At 69.4% G+C, this 15033-nt stretch carries 14 protein-coding genes; all 14 read left to right on the top strand.

What is annotated here, in order from left to right; genetic code table 11:
* The first annotated feature begins 122 nt into the window (after window positions 1–122).
* The 14 genes from ACIOMQ_RS11580 (at window position 123) to ACIOMQ_RS11645 (ending at window position 14989) form a co-directional block, all read left to right on the top strand.
* Window positions 123–572 carry a nitroreductase family deazaflavin-dependent oxidoreductase gene (locus ACIOMQ_RS11580; protein ID WP_402188724.1) on the top strand — a complete coding sequence of 150 codons (450 nt, stop codon included), beginning with the start codon at window positions 123–125 and terminating at the stop codon, window positions 570–572.
* 212 nt (window positions 573–784) lie between these two features.
* A complete protein-coding gene (locus tag ACIOMQ_RS11585) occupies window positions 785–2209 on the top strand; it encodes a phenylacetate--CoA ligase family protein (RefSeq protein ID WP_402188726.1) in 1425 nt (474 codons plus the stop codon).
* Window positions 2206–3288 (top strand): Coenzyme F420 hydrogenase/dehydrogenase, beta subunit C-terminal domain, encoded by a 1083-nt coding sequence (locus tag ACIOMQ_RS11590; protein WP_402188728.1) that lies wholly within the window; start codon window positions 2206–2208, stop codon window positions 3286–3288. The genes ACIOMQ_RS11585 and ACIOMQ_RS11590 overlap by 4 nt, the downstream gene beginning before the upstream one ends.
* Window positions 3285–4109 carry a class I fructose-bisphosphate aldolase family protein gene (locus ACIOMQ_RS11595; RefSeq protein ID WP_389801843.1) on the top strand — a complete coding sequence of 275 codons (825 nt, stop codon included), beginning with the start codon at window positions 3285–3287 and terminating at the stop codon, window positions 4107–4109. The genes ACIOMQ_RS11590 and ACIOMQ_RS11595 overlap by 4 nt, the downstream gene beginning before the upstream one ends.
* Window positions 4110–4189: 80 nt before the next feature.
* Window positions 4190–5443, top strand: a complete 1254-nt coding sequence (locus ACIOMQ_RS11600) for a 3-dehydroquinate synthase II (RefSeq protein ID WP_402188730.1) — start codon at window positions 4190–4192, stop codon at window positions 5441–5443.
* A complete protein-coding gene (locus tag ACIOMQ_RS11605) occupies window positions 5433–6212 on the top strand; it encodes an amidohydrolase family protein (RefSeq protein ID WP_402188732.1) in 780 nt (259 codons plus the stop codon). The genes ACIOMQ_RS11600 and ACIOMQ_RS11605 overlap by 11 nt, the downstream gene beginning before the upstream one ends.
* Complete coding sequence (locus ACIOMQ_RS11610; protein ID WP_402188734.1) at window positions 6209–7498, top strand: phenylacetate--CoA ligase family protein; 1290 nt, start codon at window positions 6209–6211, stop codon at window positions 7496–7498. The genes ACIOMQ_RS11605 and ACIOMQ_RS11610 overlap by 4 nt, the downstream gene beginning before the upstream one ends.
* Window position 7499: 1 nt before the next feature.
* Window positions 7500–8003, top strand: a complete 504-nt coding sequence (locus ACIOMQ_RS11615) for a hypothetical protein (protein WP_402188736.1) — start codon at window positions 7500–7502, stop codon at window positions 8001–8003.
* Complete coding sequence (locus ACIOMQ_RS11620; RefSeq protein ID WP_402188738.1) at window positions 8000–9277, top strand: phenylacetate--CoA ligase family protein; 1278 nt, start codon at window positions 8000–8002, stop codon at window positions 9275–9277. The genes ACIOMQ_RS11615 and ACIOMQ_RS11620 overlap by 4 nt, the downstream gene beginning before the upstream one ends.
* On the top strand, window positions 9274–10188 hold the full coding sequence (locus tag ACIOMQ_RS11625; RefSeq protein ID WP_402188740.1) for a WD40 repeat domain-containing protein: 915 nt from the start codon (window positions 9274–9276) through the stop codon (window positions 10186–10188). Before ACIOMQ_RS11620 ends, ACIOMQ_RS11625 begins: the two co-directional genes overlap by 4 nt.
* A 59-nt stretch (window positions 10189–10247) precedes the next feature.
* Window positions 10248–12140 (top strand): FAD-dependent monooxygenase, encoded by a 1893-nt coding sequence (locus tag ACIOMQ_RS11630; RefSeq protein ID WP_402188742.1) that lies wholly within the window; start codon window positions 10248–10250, stop codon window positions 12138–12140.
* Entirely contained in the window at window positions 12137–12715 is a 579-nt protein-coding gene (locus ACIOMQ_RS11635; protein WP_389801820.1) for an NADPH-dependent FMN reductase, read from the top strand. The genes ACIOMQ_RS11630 and ACIOMQ_RS11635 overlap by 4 nt, the downstream gene beginning before the upstream one ends.
* Window positions 12716–12916: 201 nt before the next feature.
* Window positions 12917–13276, top strand: coding sequence for an ACT domain-containing protein (locus tag ACIOMQ_RS11640; RefSeq protein ID WP_402188745.1), 360 nt, complete (start codon window positions 12917–12919; stop codon window positions 13274–13276).
* Between the two features lie 78 nt (window positions 13277–13354).
* Complete coding sequence (locus ACIOMQ_RS11645; protein WP_402188747.1) at window positions 13355–14989, top strand: FAD-dependent monooxygenase; 1635 nt, start codon at window positions 13355–13357, stop codon at window positions 14987–14989.
* Window positions 14990–15033 lie beyond the last annotated feature (44 nt).

Genomic DNA, 15033 nt, shown 5'->3' on the forward strand with positions numbered 1-15033 from the left:
CACTGATCAACTTCCCAACGACGCAGTCTCCGTGACACCTCTTCCCGGTTGCGCACACCGTGACACACGGACGGAATGGCGACTACCGTTTGCCGCGACACATACATGGAAGGGGCACTTTGATGACCGGACAGAGCGGCACCGCCAGGGGATTCGGTACGCGGGCCGAGGTCAATATCCCAATTATCAATGAATACCGGGCAAACCGCGCAGAGAAGGGGCCCGACGAGCGGGGCGCCGGCCTGCTCCTGCTGACCACGACCGGGGCACGCTCCGGGCTTCCCCGCACCAGCCCGCTCGGCTACACCACCGATGCGGGTCACCTGGTCGTCGTGGGGGCCAAGGGCGGCGCCCCGGGCCATCCCGACTGGTACCGGAATCTGCTGGTGAACCCCGAAGTCACGGTGGAGCAGGGGCCGCAGACCTTCCGCGCGCTGGCCACCGAGGCCGAGGGCGGGGAGCGGGCCCGGCTGTACGAACGGCATGTGAGCCTCTTCCCGGTCTACCGCGGCTACGAGAAGAAGACCGACCGCCTCTTCCCGGTCGTCGTGCTGAAGCGTATCGACGGCTGACGGGAGCTCATCGCGCCGCCGTAGGGGCAGCGGAAATAGGGGGCAGGGGCCGGGCGTATTCGCCGGGCCCCTGCCCCTTTTTCACGGTGCCCGTCCGGGCCCCGCTTCCCAAAGACGCAAGCTCGCGCGTTTCCCGTCCAGAATGCGCAGCGGACCACTCCTGTTCCCCGGCCAATACTTGAGCACATCAGCCAGTGGAGGAGCAGGTTTCAGTGGACGTCATACGCGACCGAATGATTGCGGGACAGTCCTCCATCCTGGGGGTCTACAACTTCCTGGAGGAGAACGAAAGCCTGTCCGCGGAACAACTCGCGGCACGCCAGCGGCATCTCATGCGCGCACAACTAGAATTTGCACGGCAGGAGTCGCCCTACTTCGCGAATATCCTGCGCCATCACCCGACTGACGATCTGCTGAACTCTCCGGAACGCTGGGCCGATCTGCCGTTCATGGACAAGTCCGTCCTGCTCAAGAACTTCGACATGCTCAGGACCCGGACGGACATCTCTTTCCCGCACGTGGCGCAGTACCTGTCGGACCGGTCCCTGGTGGACGAGCCGTTCAACGGTTCGGACCTCCTGGTGGTCAGCACCGCCGGCACCTCGGGCAAGCCCGGCTACTTCGTCTACGACCCGCGCGAGCAGGCCCACATCCGCGCCCAGTACTTCCGCTTCATGCGGGCGATCCTGGCCGGGATCAAGCCGCAGGGCCCGCTGCGGTCGGCGGCGATCATCGTCACCGGAGCCCACATGATCGGGTACAAGATGCAGCAGCATCTGCCGACCGAGTTCTTCCGCATGATTCCGGTCCTGCGGGAGGGGCGCGCGGTCACCGTCGAGGAAACCGCGGCGGAGCTGGCGGACTTCAACCCGCAGGTACTCACCTGCTTCGGTTCGACGCTGCGCATGCTCACCGAGTACAAGGAGGCAAATCCGGACTTCTCCTGGCGTCCGCTCGCACTGATCAACACCGGCGCGACGCTGGAACGGGATGTGCAGCGGCGGGCGCTCGCGGCCTTCGAGGGCGTGCGCATCTTCGACCTCTACGGCTCCACGGACACCGGTTACATCGGCTGGACGTGCGAGCAGGGTTCGATGCACCTCAACACGGACTGCATGCGGATCGAGATCCTCGACGAGGACAACCGCCCCGTCGCGGAGGGTGAGTTCGGGTCGATCGTCATCAGCACCTACTGGCACCGCACCCTGCCGATCATCCGGTACCGGCTCGGCGATCTGATGTCGGTGAGCACCGGCGGCTGTGCCTGCGGCCGGAGCCTTCCCGTGGTCAAGGAGCTTCTCGGCCGGGAGAACACCCTGCTCTACCGGCGTGCCGAGACAGGTGTCGCACCGGTCCCGCAGGGCGTCTTCATGGAGATGTTCGAGACGATCAGCGGCGTCCGGCGCTTCCGTCTGGTGCAGGAGACCCTCGACCGGGTGACCGTGTCCGTGGTGCCGCTGCCGGACAGCGCGCCGGGGCTGGCCGAGCGGGTCGCCGAGCGGGTGACCCCCGTCTTCGGTGAGGGCGCCTCGGTGGACGTCCGGGTCGTGGACGCTCTCGTACCGCCGGCGTCGGGCAAGCTCCTCCCGGTGGAGCGGCTCTTCGATCCGGCCGCGGAGCGCGCGGGCCTGCGATGAGAACGGGCTTCGCCGACCTCCACCACGCGGTCCTCAAGACCGACCTGTGCAGCTACTGCGGTGCCTGCGTACCGGCCTGCCCGGTCGACGTGCTCTCGTACGCGAAGGAGCAGCCGGTCATCGACGGGTCCTGCGCGTCCGGCTGCCGGGTGTGCTTCGACGTCTGCCCGGAGAACCGGGCGGGCGGCACGGTGCTCCAGGACTACATGGCGGACCACCGTCCGGATGAGGAACGGCAGTTGGTGGGCCGGCTGACCGACCCCGAGCTGCTGGCCCGGACCGGTTCGGGCGGACTGACGACCGGGCTCGCGCTGTATCTCCTGGAGTCCGGTCGCGTCGACGGAGTGGTCATGACGGGGTTCGGCGGGGACTCGGCCTGGGAACCGCGTCCGCTGATCGCGACCACGCGCGGCGAGGTGATCGCGGCGAGCGGTCCCAAGTACGCGCTCAGCCCCACACTCTCCGTGCTGGACCGCATCGCCGAGGAGGGACACGAGCGGGTCATGCTCGTGGGGCTGCCCTGCCACATCGAATCGCTGCGGCAGCTCCAGGCGGCCCAGGACCGGCTGGAGGAAGGGCCGCGCCGCGCGGTGCGGGCCATCACCCACGCGGTCGGACTGTGGTGCGGCAACAACTTCCGTACCGAAGGGACCGAGCGTTTCATCTCCGCCGTCGGAGTCGACCCGGCCCGGGTCACGGAAATGGGGTACACACGACGCGACGGCAGGCTCGAATTCAGCGTCAGCACCCCGGACGGCTCCACCGGAACCCCGTTCGGCCAGTACCTGGGCTATCTGCTCGCCGGACAGACGGCCCCCTCCTGCCAGGGCTGCCGCCGCTGGCACGCCGCCTACGCCGACGTCTCCGTCGGTGGCCTGGACACCCCCGGACTGAAGTGGTCCGGATTCATGGTGCAGACGCGCGAGGGCCACGACCTGGTCAGCGGCGCCGAGGCCGCCGGCTACATCACCGTGCAGGACATGTCGCCCGACGAACGCGCCTGGCTCGCACGGAAGAACCAAGGATCCCGCGGGTTCGGAACCCCGAAACCGCTCTACAGCAAGGGGAACCAACGTTGAACGAGGGGAAGAGTCTGCGCACACGCCGCCTGATGTCCGAAGCGGGACGGTCACTGATCGTTCCCATGGACCACGGCATCAGCGTCGGCGCGACCACAGGGCTGCGTGACATCGCCGCGACGGTCGAACAGGTCTCCGACGGAGGCGCCAACGGTGTCGTCCTGCACAAGGGGCTGGTCCCCACCGTGCAGGGCAGCCTGCGGCCCGAGACGGCACTGATCGTGCACATGAGTGCCTCGACCTCACTGGGCGCCCACATCAACCGGAAGGTGGCGGTCTGCACCGTCGCCGAGGCGGTGCGGCTCGGCGCGGACGCGGTGAGCCTGCACATCAACGCCGGCACCGAGACCGAGCCCGAGCAGATCGTGGACACCGCCAAGATCGCCGAGGAGTGCGCCCTGTGGGGGGTGCCCCTGCTGGCCATGGTGTACGTCCGCAGTTCGCCGGAGGACGAGCACAACCCCGTGAAGGTGGGCCACGCGGCCCGGATGGCGGCCGAACTCGGCGCCGATCTGGTCAAGTGCCACTACACCGGGGATCCCGAAACGTTCTCCCGGATCGTCGAGGGCTGCCCGGTCCCGATCCTGATCGCCGGCGGGGCGGCGCACGGAGACGTGCGCAAGCTCTTCACGACCGTGGCCGAGGCGCTCGACGCCGGCGCGGCGGGGGTGTCGATGGGCCGCAACATCTTCGAGTCGCCCGACACGACGGCCCTGACCCGCCATCTCGGCAAGCTCATCCACCACGGGTGGTCCGCGGACCGGGTCTACGCCGCCTACCAGGAACACCTCTCCTGCGACGCGCCGCTCGCGGCCGTGTGAGCCGCAACGTCCGGCCGTTCCGCTCCGACCGTCTCCTCTCCCTCTCCTCTCCTCTCCCTCTCATCGAACAGAAGGCGAACATGACTGACGTCATCGACGACAAGACCAAGGCCGCTTCGAACAAGCAGCGGGTTCCGGCACCGGCCAAGAAGGCGACCGTCGCGGAGCCGGCCCCCGTGCAGGCCCCGCTGCCCCCCGGCAAGAAGTACACCTGGCACGACTTCCGCAAGATCGCCGGACGCCCCGACACCGCCGAGATCTTCGAGGCCGTGCAGCGCCTGCACGGCGACGGGGGCGGCGTCGTCATCGACGAGGAGCACCTGTCGCTGGTGCCCGCCGGTCTTCAGAAGATCAAGCTGTTCTCCGGTGTCCCGTCCCAGGAGAAGCTCGACCGGATCCGCAAGGACTACGACGTCCTCGTGCTGGACGCGGCGGTCGTGGCCAGCAACTGGTTCGTCGAGAACGAGTCCAGGATCGGCATTCCGGTCGGTGCCTCGGTCGACGTCGTCGACCCGCGCTCGCTGGAGCAGGCCGTCGAGATGACCCGTGTGGTCAAGCTCCTGCTGGTGACGTTCAAGGACACCACCAAGATCCCGCTGGAGATCGTCCTCGCGGACGCGCAGAACCACGGCTGCCAGACGGTCATGGGTGTGCGGGACAGTGTGGAGGCCAATGTGGTCTTCGGTGTCCTGGAGATCGGTGCCGACGGTGTTCTCGTCGACGTCGACGATCTGACCGCCGTCCACCGTCTCCACGAGGTGCTCGTCGCGGCACAGCGCACCCACGGACAGCAGCTGCAGAAGCTGACGATCATCGAGACCCGGCACGTGGGCATGGGCGACCGGGCCTGCCTCGACTTCACCTCGTACATGGGGCTCGACGAAGGGGTGCTGCTCGGCTGCTTCTCCGGCGGCGGCATTCTCGCCACCAGCGAGACCCACCCGCTGCCCTACATGCCGACCCGGCCGTTCCGGGTCAACGCGGGTGCCCTGCAGATGTACGTACTGGCACCGGACAACCGCACGTGGTACCTGTCCGACCTGCGGGCCGGCATGGAGGTGCTGGCGGTCCGGACGGACGGCACGGCACGTCCGGTCACCGTGGGCCGCGTCAAGATCGAGCGGCGTCCGATGCTGCAGATCATCGCGGAGGCCCCGGACGGCACCCGGATCACCACGATCATGCAGGAGGACTGGCACGTCCGGGTGTTCGGCACCGACTCCAAGCCGCGCAACATCACCGAACTCAAGCCCGGCGACGAGGTGTTCGGCTTCACCCAGGAGCCCGGCCGGCACGTGGGCGTCAAAGTGGATGAGCTGATCATTGAGCAGTGACGCATGGGACGGCATCGAGGTGGTCGACGCCCATGCCCACGCCAATCGGGCACTGGTACCGCGACTGCTCGCCACCATGGCGGCGGAGAACGTCTCGGCGGCCTTCCTGGTCGCCGGGGGCGTCGTCTCCCCCATGGAGCTGTCCCACACCATCGTGACGGAAGGTCCCGGCCGGGACGTCGACGCCGACAACGCCGAGCTGCTGGAGGCCATCGAGGGCGAACCCTCGCTCGCCGCCTTCTGCTTCGTCAACCCGCACCGGGCGGCCGGCGAGGCCGACCGGAAGCTCGTCGAGGAGTGCGCCGGGATCAAGTTCGCCCCCGGGGTGCACGGCATCGGTCATCTCGACCCCCGGGTCCAGTCGTACGTCGACCTCGCGGCGGAGCGGGGCCTGCCCGTCTACTCGCACTGCATCGGCAACGGTGCGCTCTCGGTCGAGTCGTACGCACGACTCGCCGGCCGCAACCCCGAGGTGACATTCATCCTGGGGCACGCCGGGCGCGGCAACTTCGATCTGGACGCCGCGCAGGAGATCCGGGGCGCCGAGAACGTGCTGTTCGAGACGTCCGGCGGATTCGACTTCGTGATCAAGAACGCGGTGGAGACGCTCGGTGCCGAACGGGTCGTGTTCGGCTCGGAGTTCCCCATCCAGCACCCGAGGGTCGAGCTGACCAAACTCGCCCTGGCCGTCGCCGAAGCGGATCTGCCGGCGGTCCTCGGGGGCAACATCCGCCGCGTCACACGCACCAGGAAGGGAGGAAGCACATGACGGATCAGGACCTGCTGGCCGGCATCGTGGGCCACGCCTACCGCAACGCGCCGTACCTGCGGGCGAAGTACCGGAACGCGGGCGTCGATCCGGCGGACTGGTCGGATGGGCTCTTCGCCCGGCTGCCGTTCACCACGAAGGACGATCTGCGCCTCGCCTATCCGGAGGGCCTGCTCGCCGTCGAGCGGTCCGAGATCGCGGTCGTCCACGAGTCCAGCGGTACGACCGGCGAGCCCACTCCGGCGTACTTCACCCGGGGCGACATCGACGAGTGGCTGGAGCGGATGCTGTTCAACGGCGTCGCGCTGACGGAGCAGGACGTCGTGCTCGTCAAGACGCCGTACTCGATGCTGACCACCGCCCATCAGATGCACGGGGCGGCGCAGCGGGCCGGTGCCACGGTCGTCCCGGCGGGCAACCGGACCGAGTTGATGCCGTACAGCCGCGCACTGCGGCTGTTGCGCGACTACCGGGTGACGGTCGCCTACTGCATGCCCGTCGAGCTGATGCTCTTCGCCCGTCGGGCCCTCGACGCCGGTCTCGACCCGGCCGAGGACTTCCCGGACCTGAGGGCGGCGGTGGTCAACGGCGAGGTGCTCAGCCCCGCCAAGAAGCGCTTCCTGGAAGAGCTCTGGTCCGTCACGCTCTTCCCGGACTACGGCTCCACGGAGACCACCACGCTCGGTGGCGCGTGCGCGTGCGGCACCCTGCACCTGTGGTCGGACCGCTTCCGCTTCGAGGTCCTCGACATGGCGAGCGGCCGGTGCACCCCGCACGGCACGGGTGAGCTGGTCGTCACCTCGTACCACCGCCGGGCCATGCCGATCGTGCGGTACCGCATGGGGGACATCGTGACCGTGACCGACGCGTCGTGTCCGTGCGGCAGCGACCGGCCGCAGGTCCGGGTCCACGGCAGGGAGGCCGACCGCTTCTCGGTCCACGGGCGTGAGCTGTTCCCGATCGATGTCGAGGACGTCGTGTACGGGGCGCTGTACGGCTGCGAACCGGTCTTCTGGTCCGGCGAGGTGGACGGCGACCGTCTGGCCCTGGAGCTGGAAGCCACGGAATCCGGGATCGCCGAAGTCCGGCGGCGGTCCGGAGAGCTGGCCGCGGCGCTCGAAGGGCGTCTCGGGATGGGCTCCACCATCAGCGTCGTCCCGCCGGGCACCCGGATGACGCTCGACCGCCGCACCGAGCAGGAAGCCATGTTCAAACCCGTCTACCTGCGCACGCGTGGTCAGAGCGGGCGCGGCCTCGACTACACCGGTACTTCCCAGGAGAACTGACATGACTGACATCAGCGCACGGCCGTCGATTCCGGCCGAGGCCAAGGCCGAGATGTGGAAAGCGATGTACTTCCGTGCCCAGGCCGGCATGGAGCGGTACATGGTCTCCAACTACGGCTACGGCGCCATCGACGAGTGGATCGACTTCTCCTCCGAGGCGACCGCCAAGCAGTCCGACCGCTACAAGACCGAGGGCGCGCTTCCCTTCACCGAGAACCTCACCCGGATCCTGGGCGACTGCTGGGGGTCGGACGTCACGGTGCACGAGGCGTCGGTCGAGGCGTCGAAGCTCGACATCGACAACTGCGGAATCCTCTCCTACCGGCAGGGCGCGGCGAAGCTGGGCATCGAGCTGACCTTCGACGACCCGTGCCGCGAGTACTGCACGAAGCTCCAGTCGTCCATCGCCGCCAAGCAGGACCTCACGGCGACGTTCGAGCTCAGGCCCGGCGGCTGCTCGTGGTGCTTCACCAGGAACGCGGAGACCGACGCGGAGGCGTCATGACGTCCGCCCTCCACGACGCGCCGGCCGGTGCCCTCGACGCGGACCGGCTGCGGCTGCTGCGTACGACACTGGCCCAGGCCGCCAAGTCCCCGTTCTACGCCCCGGTGCTGGCCGGCCTGGGGGCGGCCGAACTGGCGGAGGCGGACTTCGGCCTGCTGCGACGGCTGCCGTTCACCGACAAGGCGGATCTGCGCGAGGCGGGGCTGCGCATCCTGTCCGTGCCGCTCGCGGAGACCGTCCGCTACTACGAGTCGTCCGGCACCACCGGTACACCCACGCCGACGCCCAAGACGAAGAAGGACATCGCGGCCAACACGCGCGGTCTGCTGCTGAACTGGCAGCGCATCCTGCGGCCGCACCAGGACAAGGCGATCCTGCTCGTGCCCTCGGACATCGCGCCGGTGGCCGACGCGATGGTCTACGGCCTGGAGTCGATGAACGTCTTCAGCGTCCGTGCGTTCCCCTTCACCCGGGGCGTCTGCGGGTGGGACCAGATCGTACGGATCTGCCAGCAGACCGGCATCAACACCGTCCTCACCACCCCGGGTCTGAGCCTGCACTTCTACGCGGAGCTCAAGAACCGCGGCATCGACCCGACCACCTTCGGCATCCGCAACATCCTGCTCCTGGGCGAGCTGCTCACGGAGCCCATGCGGGCCATGCTGGAGCGGATGTGGGACGCCCAGGTCTACATCAACTCCTACGGTTCCTCGGAGATGGGGACCTGCTCCACCTCGTGCCCCGAGAAGCGCATGCATCTGCTGGAGCACATGTACCACTTCGAGTGGGTGGACCCCCAAACCGGTGCGCCCACGTCGGCGGAGGTCGCCGAGCTCGTCGTCACCACGCTGACCGCGGACGCCCGGCCGCTGCTCCGCTACCGCACCGGGGACCTGGTGCGCCGCCGGCCCGGCGGCTGCGCCTGCGGTCTCGAACTGCCGGTGGTGGAGGTGCTGGGCCGCACCACCGACGAGCTGGAGATCGCGGGCCGCCGGCTGCGTCCTTACGACATCGAGGAGATCGTCTACGCGATTCCGGGCCTCCTCGGCTACTGCATCCGCTTCGAGGACGACGGCCGGCCCCTGCTCTGCCTGGAGGTGGAGCGGGACCACCAGGACGACGCCCGGTGCGCCGAGATCGTCCGGCTCGCCGAGACGGCCCTGGCCGCGCGCGAACTGCCGCTGGAGGTCGAGCTGTCCTTCGACTTCAACGAACTCACCAAGCGGGGAGGTGGCTTCAAGAATTGGAAACTCACCCACGTAGTGCGGAAATGACCGTCCGGAGATCGTGGCAGCTCGACGGCTGGGTCACCACGGTCCGGCTGAGCAACGACCGGGTGGCTGCGGCCGTCGCCCCCGGGCGGCTCGCCCTGGGCAGCTGGGGAAGTGCCGCACCGGACCATCTGATCGGTTTCGACAGCGCCGTCACCGACATCGCCGTCCATCCGGACGGCTGGCTGCTCTCCCTGGAGGCGGGGGCCGTCGTACTGGTCTCCCCCCAGGGCCGGCGGCTGGAACGGCGCAACGGGGTCGGCGGCTGGCGCCTGGCACCGGACGCGCACGGCCATCTCGCGGTGAGCCGGAACGGTTCCGTCGCTCTGATCGACCGTCATCTGAACGTGCTGTGGGCCGAGTCGGGGCCCTCCGCCTGGGACATCTGCCTCGGGCACGACCGGGTCACCACGCCGAGCACCGAAGGCTCGGTGACCTGCCGTGCCCATGCGACCGGGGAACTGCTCTGGCAGCGCACCGAGGGCTTCCCGGTATACGGATGCGCCGCGGTCGACGAGGGCTTCGCGGTGGGCACGGCCGAGGGCGCGCTGATCGTCCTCGACCTGTCCGGCGCACCGCTGCACCGCCGGGAGACCCACGCCGTACGCATGGTGACCAGCGACGACGGAGGGCTGCTGGCGGCCTGCGTGGACGGGACCCTGCGGTCGTACGACTCCGGGCTCTCGGAGCGCTGGCGCTTCACCACGGGGTCCTGGGTGAAGGGCGTGGACGCCCGGTCCGGCACCATCGCCGTCGCCTCCGCCGACCATCATCTCTACCTCCTGGACCGCGAGGGCCGTGAACTCGGCCGCCACCGGGCCGGCCACACGGTCCTGTCGGTCGCACGGGAGGGCGGCCGGCTCGCCGCCGGTTCGGCCGACGGGCTGCTCTACTTCCTCGTTCCGCCGTCCTGACCTCCGCCGCCCGCCGTCACCACTCACTTTCCAGCCCGACATTCAAAGGAGCACCACACATGTCTGACTACCTCGCGTCGAAGGTGGACGCCTGCGTCGTCGGTGCCGGACCCCATGGCCTCGCGCTGGCGAAGGCCCTGCTGGACGCGGGCCACAGCGTCGCCGTGGTGGACCGGGAAACCGACCGTTCGAGCAAGCGCCAGACCATGCTGATACAGCCGGGCGCCATCAAGGTGCTGGACTCCCTGGGGGTGCGCGAGGCGGTGGAGGCGGACACCCACCGGCTGGACGGCTACGACTACTACGTCGACGGGGACCGCATCGCCGCGCTGCGCTACGCCGACATCGAGGACAGTCCGTTCGCGTACGGCCTGGGCGTGCCGTACCGGGTCATGCAGCACGCGTTCCTCGACGAGCTCCTCAAGCACCCCGGCTTCCAGATCTTCGACGGGTCGGTGGTCGGTTCCCTGCTGAAAGACGCCTACGGCGTCCTCAACGGGGTGGCCTTCACCCAGGACGGCGCCGAGCGCGTCCTGGAATGCCGGCTGGTGGTGGCGGCGGACGGTGAGGGCTCCCCCACCCGTGACCTCGCCGGCATCCCGGTACAGCCCGCCGCCTGGGACTACGAGGCGATCACCTTCCTCGCGCCGCGCCCCGACGACTGGCCGTCGGTGCTGAGCAACTACCGGGCCAGCGACAACCGCTACCTCGGTCTGGCCGCCTACTCGCCCGACGAGGTCAGTGTGCTGTGGGGCATCCGCAGCGGTTCGTTCGACGAGGTGAAGGCGCAGGGGTTCGAGACGTTCCTGGAGCGGATCCTCTCGGTGGAGCCGCGGCTGCGCCCGAGCCTGAAGGGTCTGCGCGGCTGGGAGGACGTACGCCACCACACCTTCCCCGGGCACATCGCCGACACGTGGGTGGCCGACGGTGTGATGCTGATCGGCTCCACCGCGCACAGCCTGACCACGTTCGGCGGGCAGAACATGAACCTGGCGCTGTACGACGCCCAGTCCGCGGCCAGGACGGCCGCTCGGGCGCTCGCCGAGAACGACGTCTCGGCCGGCTCGCTGGCCGAGTACGAGAACGAGCGCCGGCCGCTGGTCGAGAACATCGCCAAGTTCCAGACCCAGGCCGCGGCTCCGGACACCGACGGTTCGGGCGGCCCCGCAGCGCAGGCCGTCGCCGCCGGACTGCAGCAGATGTTCCGTTCGATGGCCCTCGGCCCGAGCGCCTGGCAGACCGCGCCCGCCGCATCGGCCGCGGGGTCTTCCCGGGGCCCGGGAGCCTTCGACCCTTCGATGATCCCGACCGAGATCTACCGCTTCGACTTCCGCTACGACGCCGCGCTCAACTGGGCCTGGAAGAAGGCTCCGAAGAACGATCCGGTGATGACCGAGATCGGCATGTACGCCTGGGAGAAGAACGTTCCGATCATCGGTCCGCTGTCCGGGCGCCTGCTGTGGCAGCTGGCGAAGATGTCCGGCGCCAAGCGGGTGTTCGAGTTCGGTTCGGCGGTCGGGTTCTCCACCATCTGGCTGGCCCGCGCCGTCGGACCCGAGGGCAAGGTCTACTACACCGAGTCCGATCCCGAACTCGCCGCCAAGGCCGCGTCGTTCATCGAGAAGGCAGGTGTCTCGGACCGGGTCGAGATCCTGGTCGGGGACGCGATGGAGTCCTTCCGTTCGGTCGAGGGCGACTTCGACCTCATCCTGTGCGACATCGACAAGCGGCTCTACCCGGAGGTGTTCGCCGTGGCTCTGCCCCGGCTGGTCCGCGGCGGACTGTTCGTCGCCGACAACATCTTCTGGAACGGAGACGCACTGAGCGGCTACACGCGGGACCCGATGGGCAAGGCGATCGGTGAGACGGTCGACGCGATGCTCGCCGAGGAATCCCTGTTCACCACCCTGATCCCGCTCGGGGACGGGCTCGCGGTCGGATACAAGGAATGACCGTCCGGCTCGTCGCGCTCGGCGGCAGTATCGGGCACTCCGGCCGGCCGTCGCGGACCGAGACCGCGCTGCGGCGCGCGGCGGCCGCCGCGGTCGGCGCCGGGGCGGAGGCGGAGTTCTTCGTCGGGGAGCAGCTGCGGCTGCCGCTCTACGATCCCTCGTCGTCCGTCCGGGACCCGAAGGCACGGCGGATGCTGGAGGCCGTGCGGCAGGCCGATGCGCTGCTGATCGCGTCACCCGCCTACCACGGCGCGGTCTCCGGTCTGGTCAAGAACGCGCTGGACTACTTCGAGGATCTGCGCGAGGACTCCCGTCCGTATCTGGAGCAGCGGGTGGTCGGCTGCATCGGGGTGGGGGCGGGGCCGCAGGGTCCGGCCGCCGCGCTGCGCAGTCTGCGGGACATCGTGCACGCGCTGCGCGGCTGGCCGGCACCGCTCGGGGTGGTGATCGGCGCGGCGGCCACCGATCTCTCGGGCGGTCCGGAGGACCGCACGGCGGACCAGCTGAGTTCCATGGGGATCGAGGTCACCGATTTCGCCCGCACCCGGGCGGCGGCACGGCCGCTGCTCGGCTGACGGGACGGCAGAAGGAACCATGGCGCCGAGCGGGGCCATGCCAGCGACGGAAAGGGGGCTCACTCGATGGAACACCCCATCATCTACGGCGTGTGTCATGACCTCCGGGTTGCCCGGGTAACGGTCCGCGGCGCTCCCACGCAGTCATGGGTCGTCGCGGAGATCTTCCGGACCTTGGCCGATTCCGGCATCAGGTCGGACATGGCTCAGAACACCTCCGCGCCCGGCGGCCGGAACGATCTGTCCTTCGTCGTCGACGAGCGCGACTCGGCGACGGCGATGGCCGTGCTGGAGCAGGTGCGCGACACCCTGTGTTTCGACTCGGTCCGGGTGGACATCGGCGTCGGCAGGGTCTCGCTGGTCGGCGCCAGTCTGCGGTCCAACTCGGAGATCATCGCCCGGTACTTCGAGTCGCTGCGCGATGCGGATGTCGCGGTGGAGATGGTCGCCGCCACGGACAGCTTCATCGCGGTGGTGACCCGGGAACGGGACGCGGACAGGGCTTCCAGACATCTCAAGTCCACTTTCCAGCAAGGCGAACCGAGTCCGCTGCTGAAGTAGGCGCCCTGTCCTTTATGTTGAAAGTACAGACATGAGAACGGGCGGCCGTGCGGGCGGGCCGGCGACGAGAGGGCTTGAATGCGAGACCAGCACAGCACCCCACGGCATGTCCCCGTTCTGATAGTCGGAGGGAGTCTGAGCGGTCTGTCGGCTGCTCTGTTCCTCGCCGCCGAGGGCGTCGAGTGCCTGCTGGTCGAGCAGCGACCGGGTACGTCGGTGCATCCGCGGGCGCGGCTGGTGACGGCCCGCTCGATGGAGCTGTTCCGCTCGGTGGGGATCGAGGACGCGGTCCGCGAGGCGGGTGATCCCGGACCCATCGGTTTCGTCGTGGTGGACACGCTGGCCGACGAGCACTATGTGCCGACCGGCAACCACCACGACGAGACGCTCGACATCAGCCCGACCGGGATGCGCCTGTGCGATCAGCAGCGGTTGGAGCCCCTGGTGCTGGGGCGCGCGCGGGAACTGGGCGCCGAGGTGCGGTTCGGGACCCGTTTCGACGGCCTCGTCCAGGACGCGGACGGGGTCACGGCGACGCTGCACGAGACCGACGGTTCGGGGAGCTGGACGGTGCGCTGCGACTATCTGCTGGCGGCCGACGGGATCCGCAGCCCGGTACGGGAGGCGCTCGGCATCGGACGTCATGGGCCGGGGGCTCTCGGACGCTCGGTGAGCGCGATCTTCGACGCCGATCTGGAACCGGTGCTCCGGGGGCGGCGTGCGATGGCCGTCATCGTCAAGAAGGCCGGCGCCTTCCTGTTCGCCCGCGGCAGCAGCGAGTCCCGGATGTGGCAGCTCGGCTTCCCGCTGTTCGAGGGCATCGACCCTTCCGAGGACGGTTTGCGGGAGAGCACCCGGGCGTTGGTCCGGGTGGCCGCCGACGACCCCGGGACCGAGGTCACGGTGCACAGCGCCATGGCGTGGGAGAGCGCGGCCCTGGTCGCCGACCGCTTCCGGTCCGGCCGGGTCTTCCTGGTGGGTGACTCCGCGCACGCGATGCCGCCCGCCGGTGGGTTCGGCGGCAACACCGGGGTCCAGGACGGTCACAACCTCGCCTGGAAGCTGGCCGCCGTGCTGGCGGGCGCCGCGGGCGAGGCCCTGCTCGACACCTACGACGCCGAGCGCCGTCCGGTCGCGGACTACACGGTGCAGGAGACCCTGGCCCGGATCGGTCAGTCGTCGTCCGAGTCCCGAGCAACTGTGCAACTCGGCTACTGCTACCCGTCTTTGCTCACGGCCGCCCGTGAGTGCGGCGGCTCGGACGAGCCGGCCGGTGACGCCGCGGTGTCCGAGGACCCGCACCGCCCATCGGGGCGTCCGGGGACCCGGGCCCCGCATGTCGTGCTGGAGCACGAGGGACGGCGGATCTCGGCGCTGGATCTGTTCGGCGGCGGTTTCGTCCTGCTGACCGCCGCTCCGGGCGGCGCCTGGGACGTGGCGGCCGAACCGCTCGACGCGCGGGAACCCGCCGTGGCCGTGCGCCGGATCGTCGGACCGGAACACCGGGCGGCGCCCGGTGAGGGGCCGGTGTACGTCGATGTCGAGGGAACGTTCCTCTCCTCCTACGGCATCGGCGCCGAGGGCGCCGTACTGGTCCGGCCCGACGGCTTCATCGGCTGGCGGACGTCCGAGGAGTGCTCGCGTGCGCGTCGGCGGCTGAGCGCGGCGGCACTCGGTCTCATCGGTCACGCGGCGTCCGGCACCCCGCGCTGATCCGCGGCCTGCCGCCGCGGCCCCCCGAGTCCGTCCGGATCACC

The organism is Streptomyces sp. NPDC087845 (assembly GCF_044742755.1).
Lineage (GTDB): Bacteria > Actinomycetota > Actinomycetes > Streptomycetales > Streptomycetaceae > Streptomyces.

Excerpts from the sequence above, each read along its gene's own strand:
- ACIOMQ_RS11580 (WP_402188724.1), top strand. The coding sequence starts at position 123 with ATGACCGGACAGAGCGGCACCGCCAGGGGATTCGGTACGCGGGCCGAG.
- ACIOMQ_RS11590 (WP_402188728.1), top strand. The coding sequence starts at position 2,206 with ATGAGAACGGGCTTCGCCGACCTCCACCACGCGGTCCTCAAGACCGAC.
- ACIOMQ_RS11600 (WP_402188730.1), top strand. The coding sequence starts at position 4,190 with ATGACTGACGTCATCGACGACAAGACCAAGGCCGCTTCGAACAAGCAG.
- ACIOMQ_RS11610 (WP_402188734.1), top strand. The coding sequence starts at position 6,209 with ATGACGGATCAGGACCTGCTGGCCGGCATCGTGGGCCACGCCTACCGC.
- ACIOMQ_RS11615 (WP_402188736.1), top strand. The coding sequence starts at position 7,500 with ATGACTGACATCAGCGCACGGCCGTCGATTCCGGCCGAGGCCAAGGCC.
- ACIOMQ_RS11620 (WP_402188738.1), top strand. The coding sequence starts at position 8,000 with ATGACGTCCGCCCTCCACGACGCGCCGGCCGGTGCCCTCGACGCGGAC.
- ACIOMQ_RS11625 (WP_402188740.1), top strand. The coding sequence starts at position 9,274 with ATGACCGTCCGGAGATCGTGGCAGCTCGACGGCTGGGTCACCACGGTC.
- ACIOMQ_RS11630 (WP_402188742.1), top strand. The coding sequence starts at position 10,248 with ATGTCTGACTACCTCGCGTCGAAGGTGGACGCCTGCGTCGTCGGTGCC.
- ACIOMQ_RS11635 (WP_389801820.1), top strand. The coding sequence starts at position 12,137 with ATGACCGTCCGGCTCGTCGCGCTCGGCGGCAGTATCGGGCACTCCGGC.
- ACIOMQ_RS11640 (WP_402188745.1), top strand. The coding sequence starts at position 12,917 with ATGGCTCAGAACACCTCCGCGCCCGGCGGCCGGAACGATCTGTCCTTC.
- ACIOMQ_RS11645 (WP_402188747.1), top strand. The coding sequence starts at position 13,355 with ATGCGAGACCAGCACAGCACCCCACGGCATGTCCCCGTTCTGATAGTC.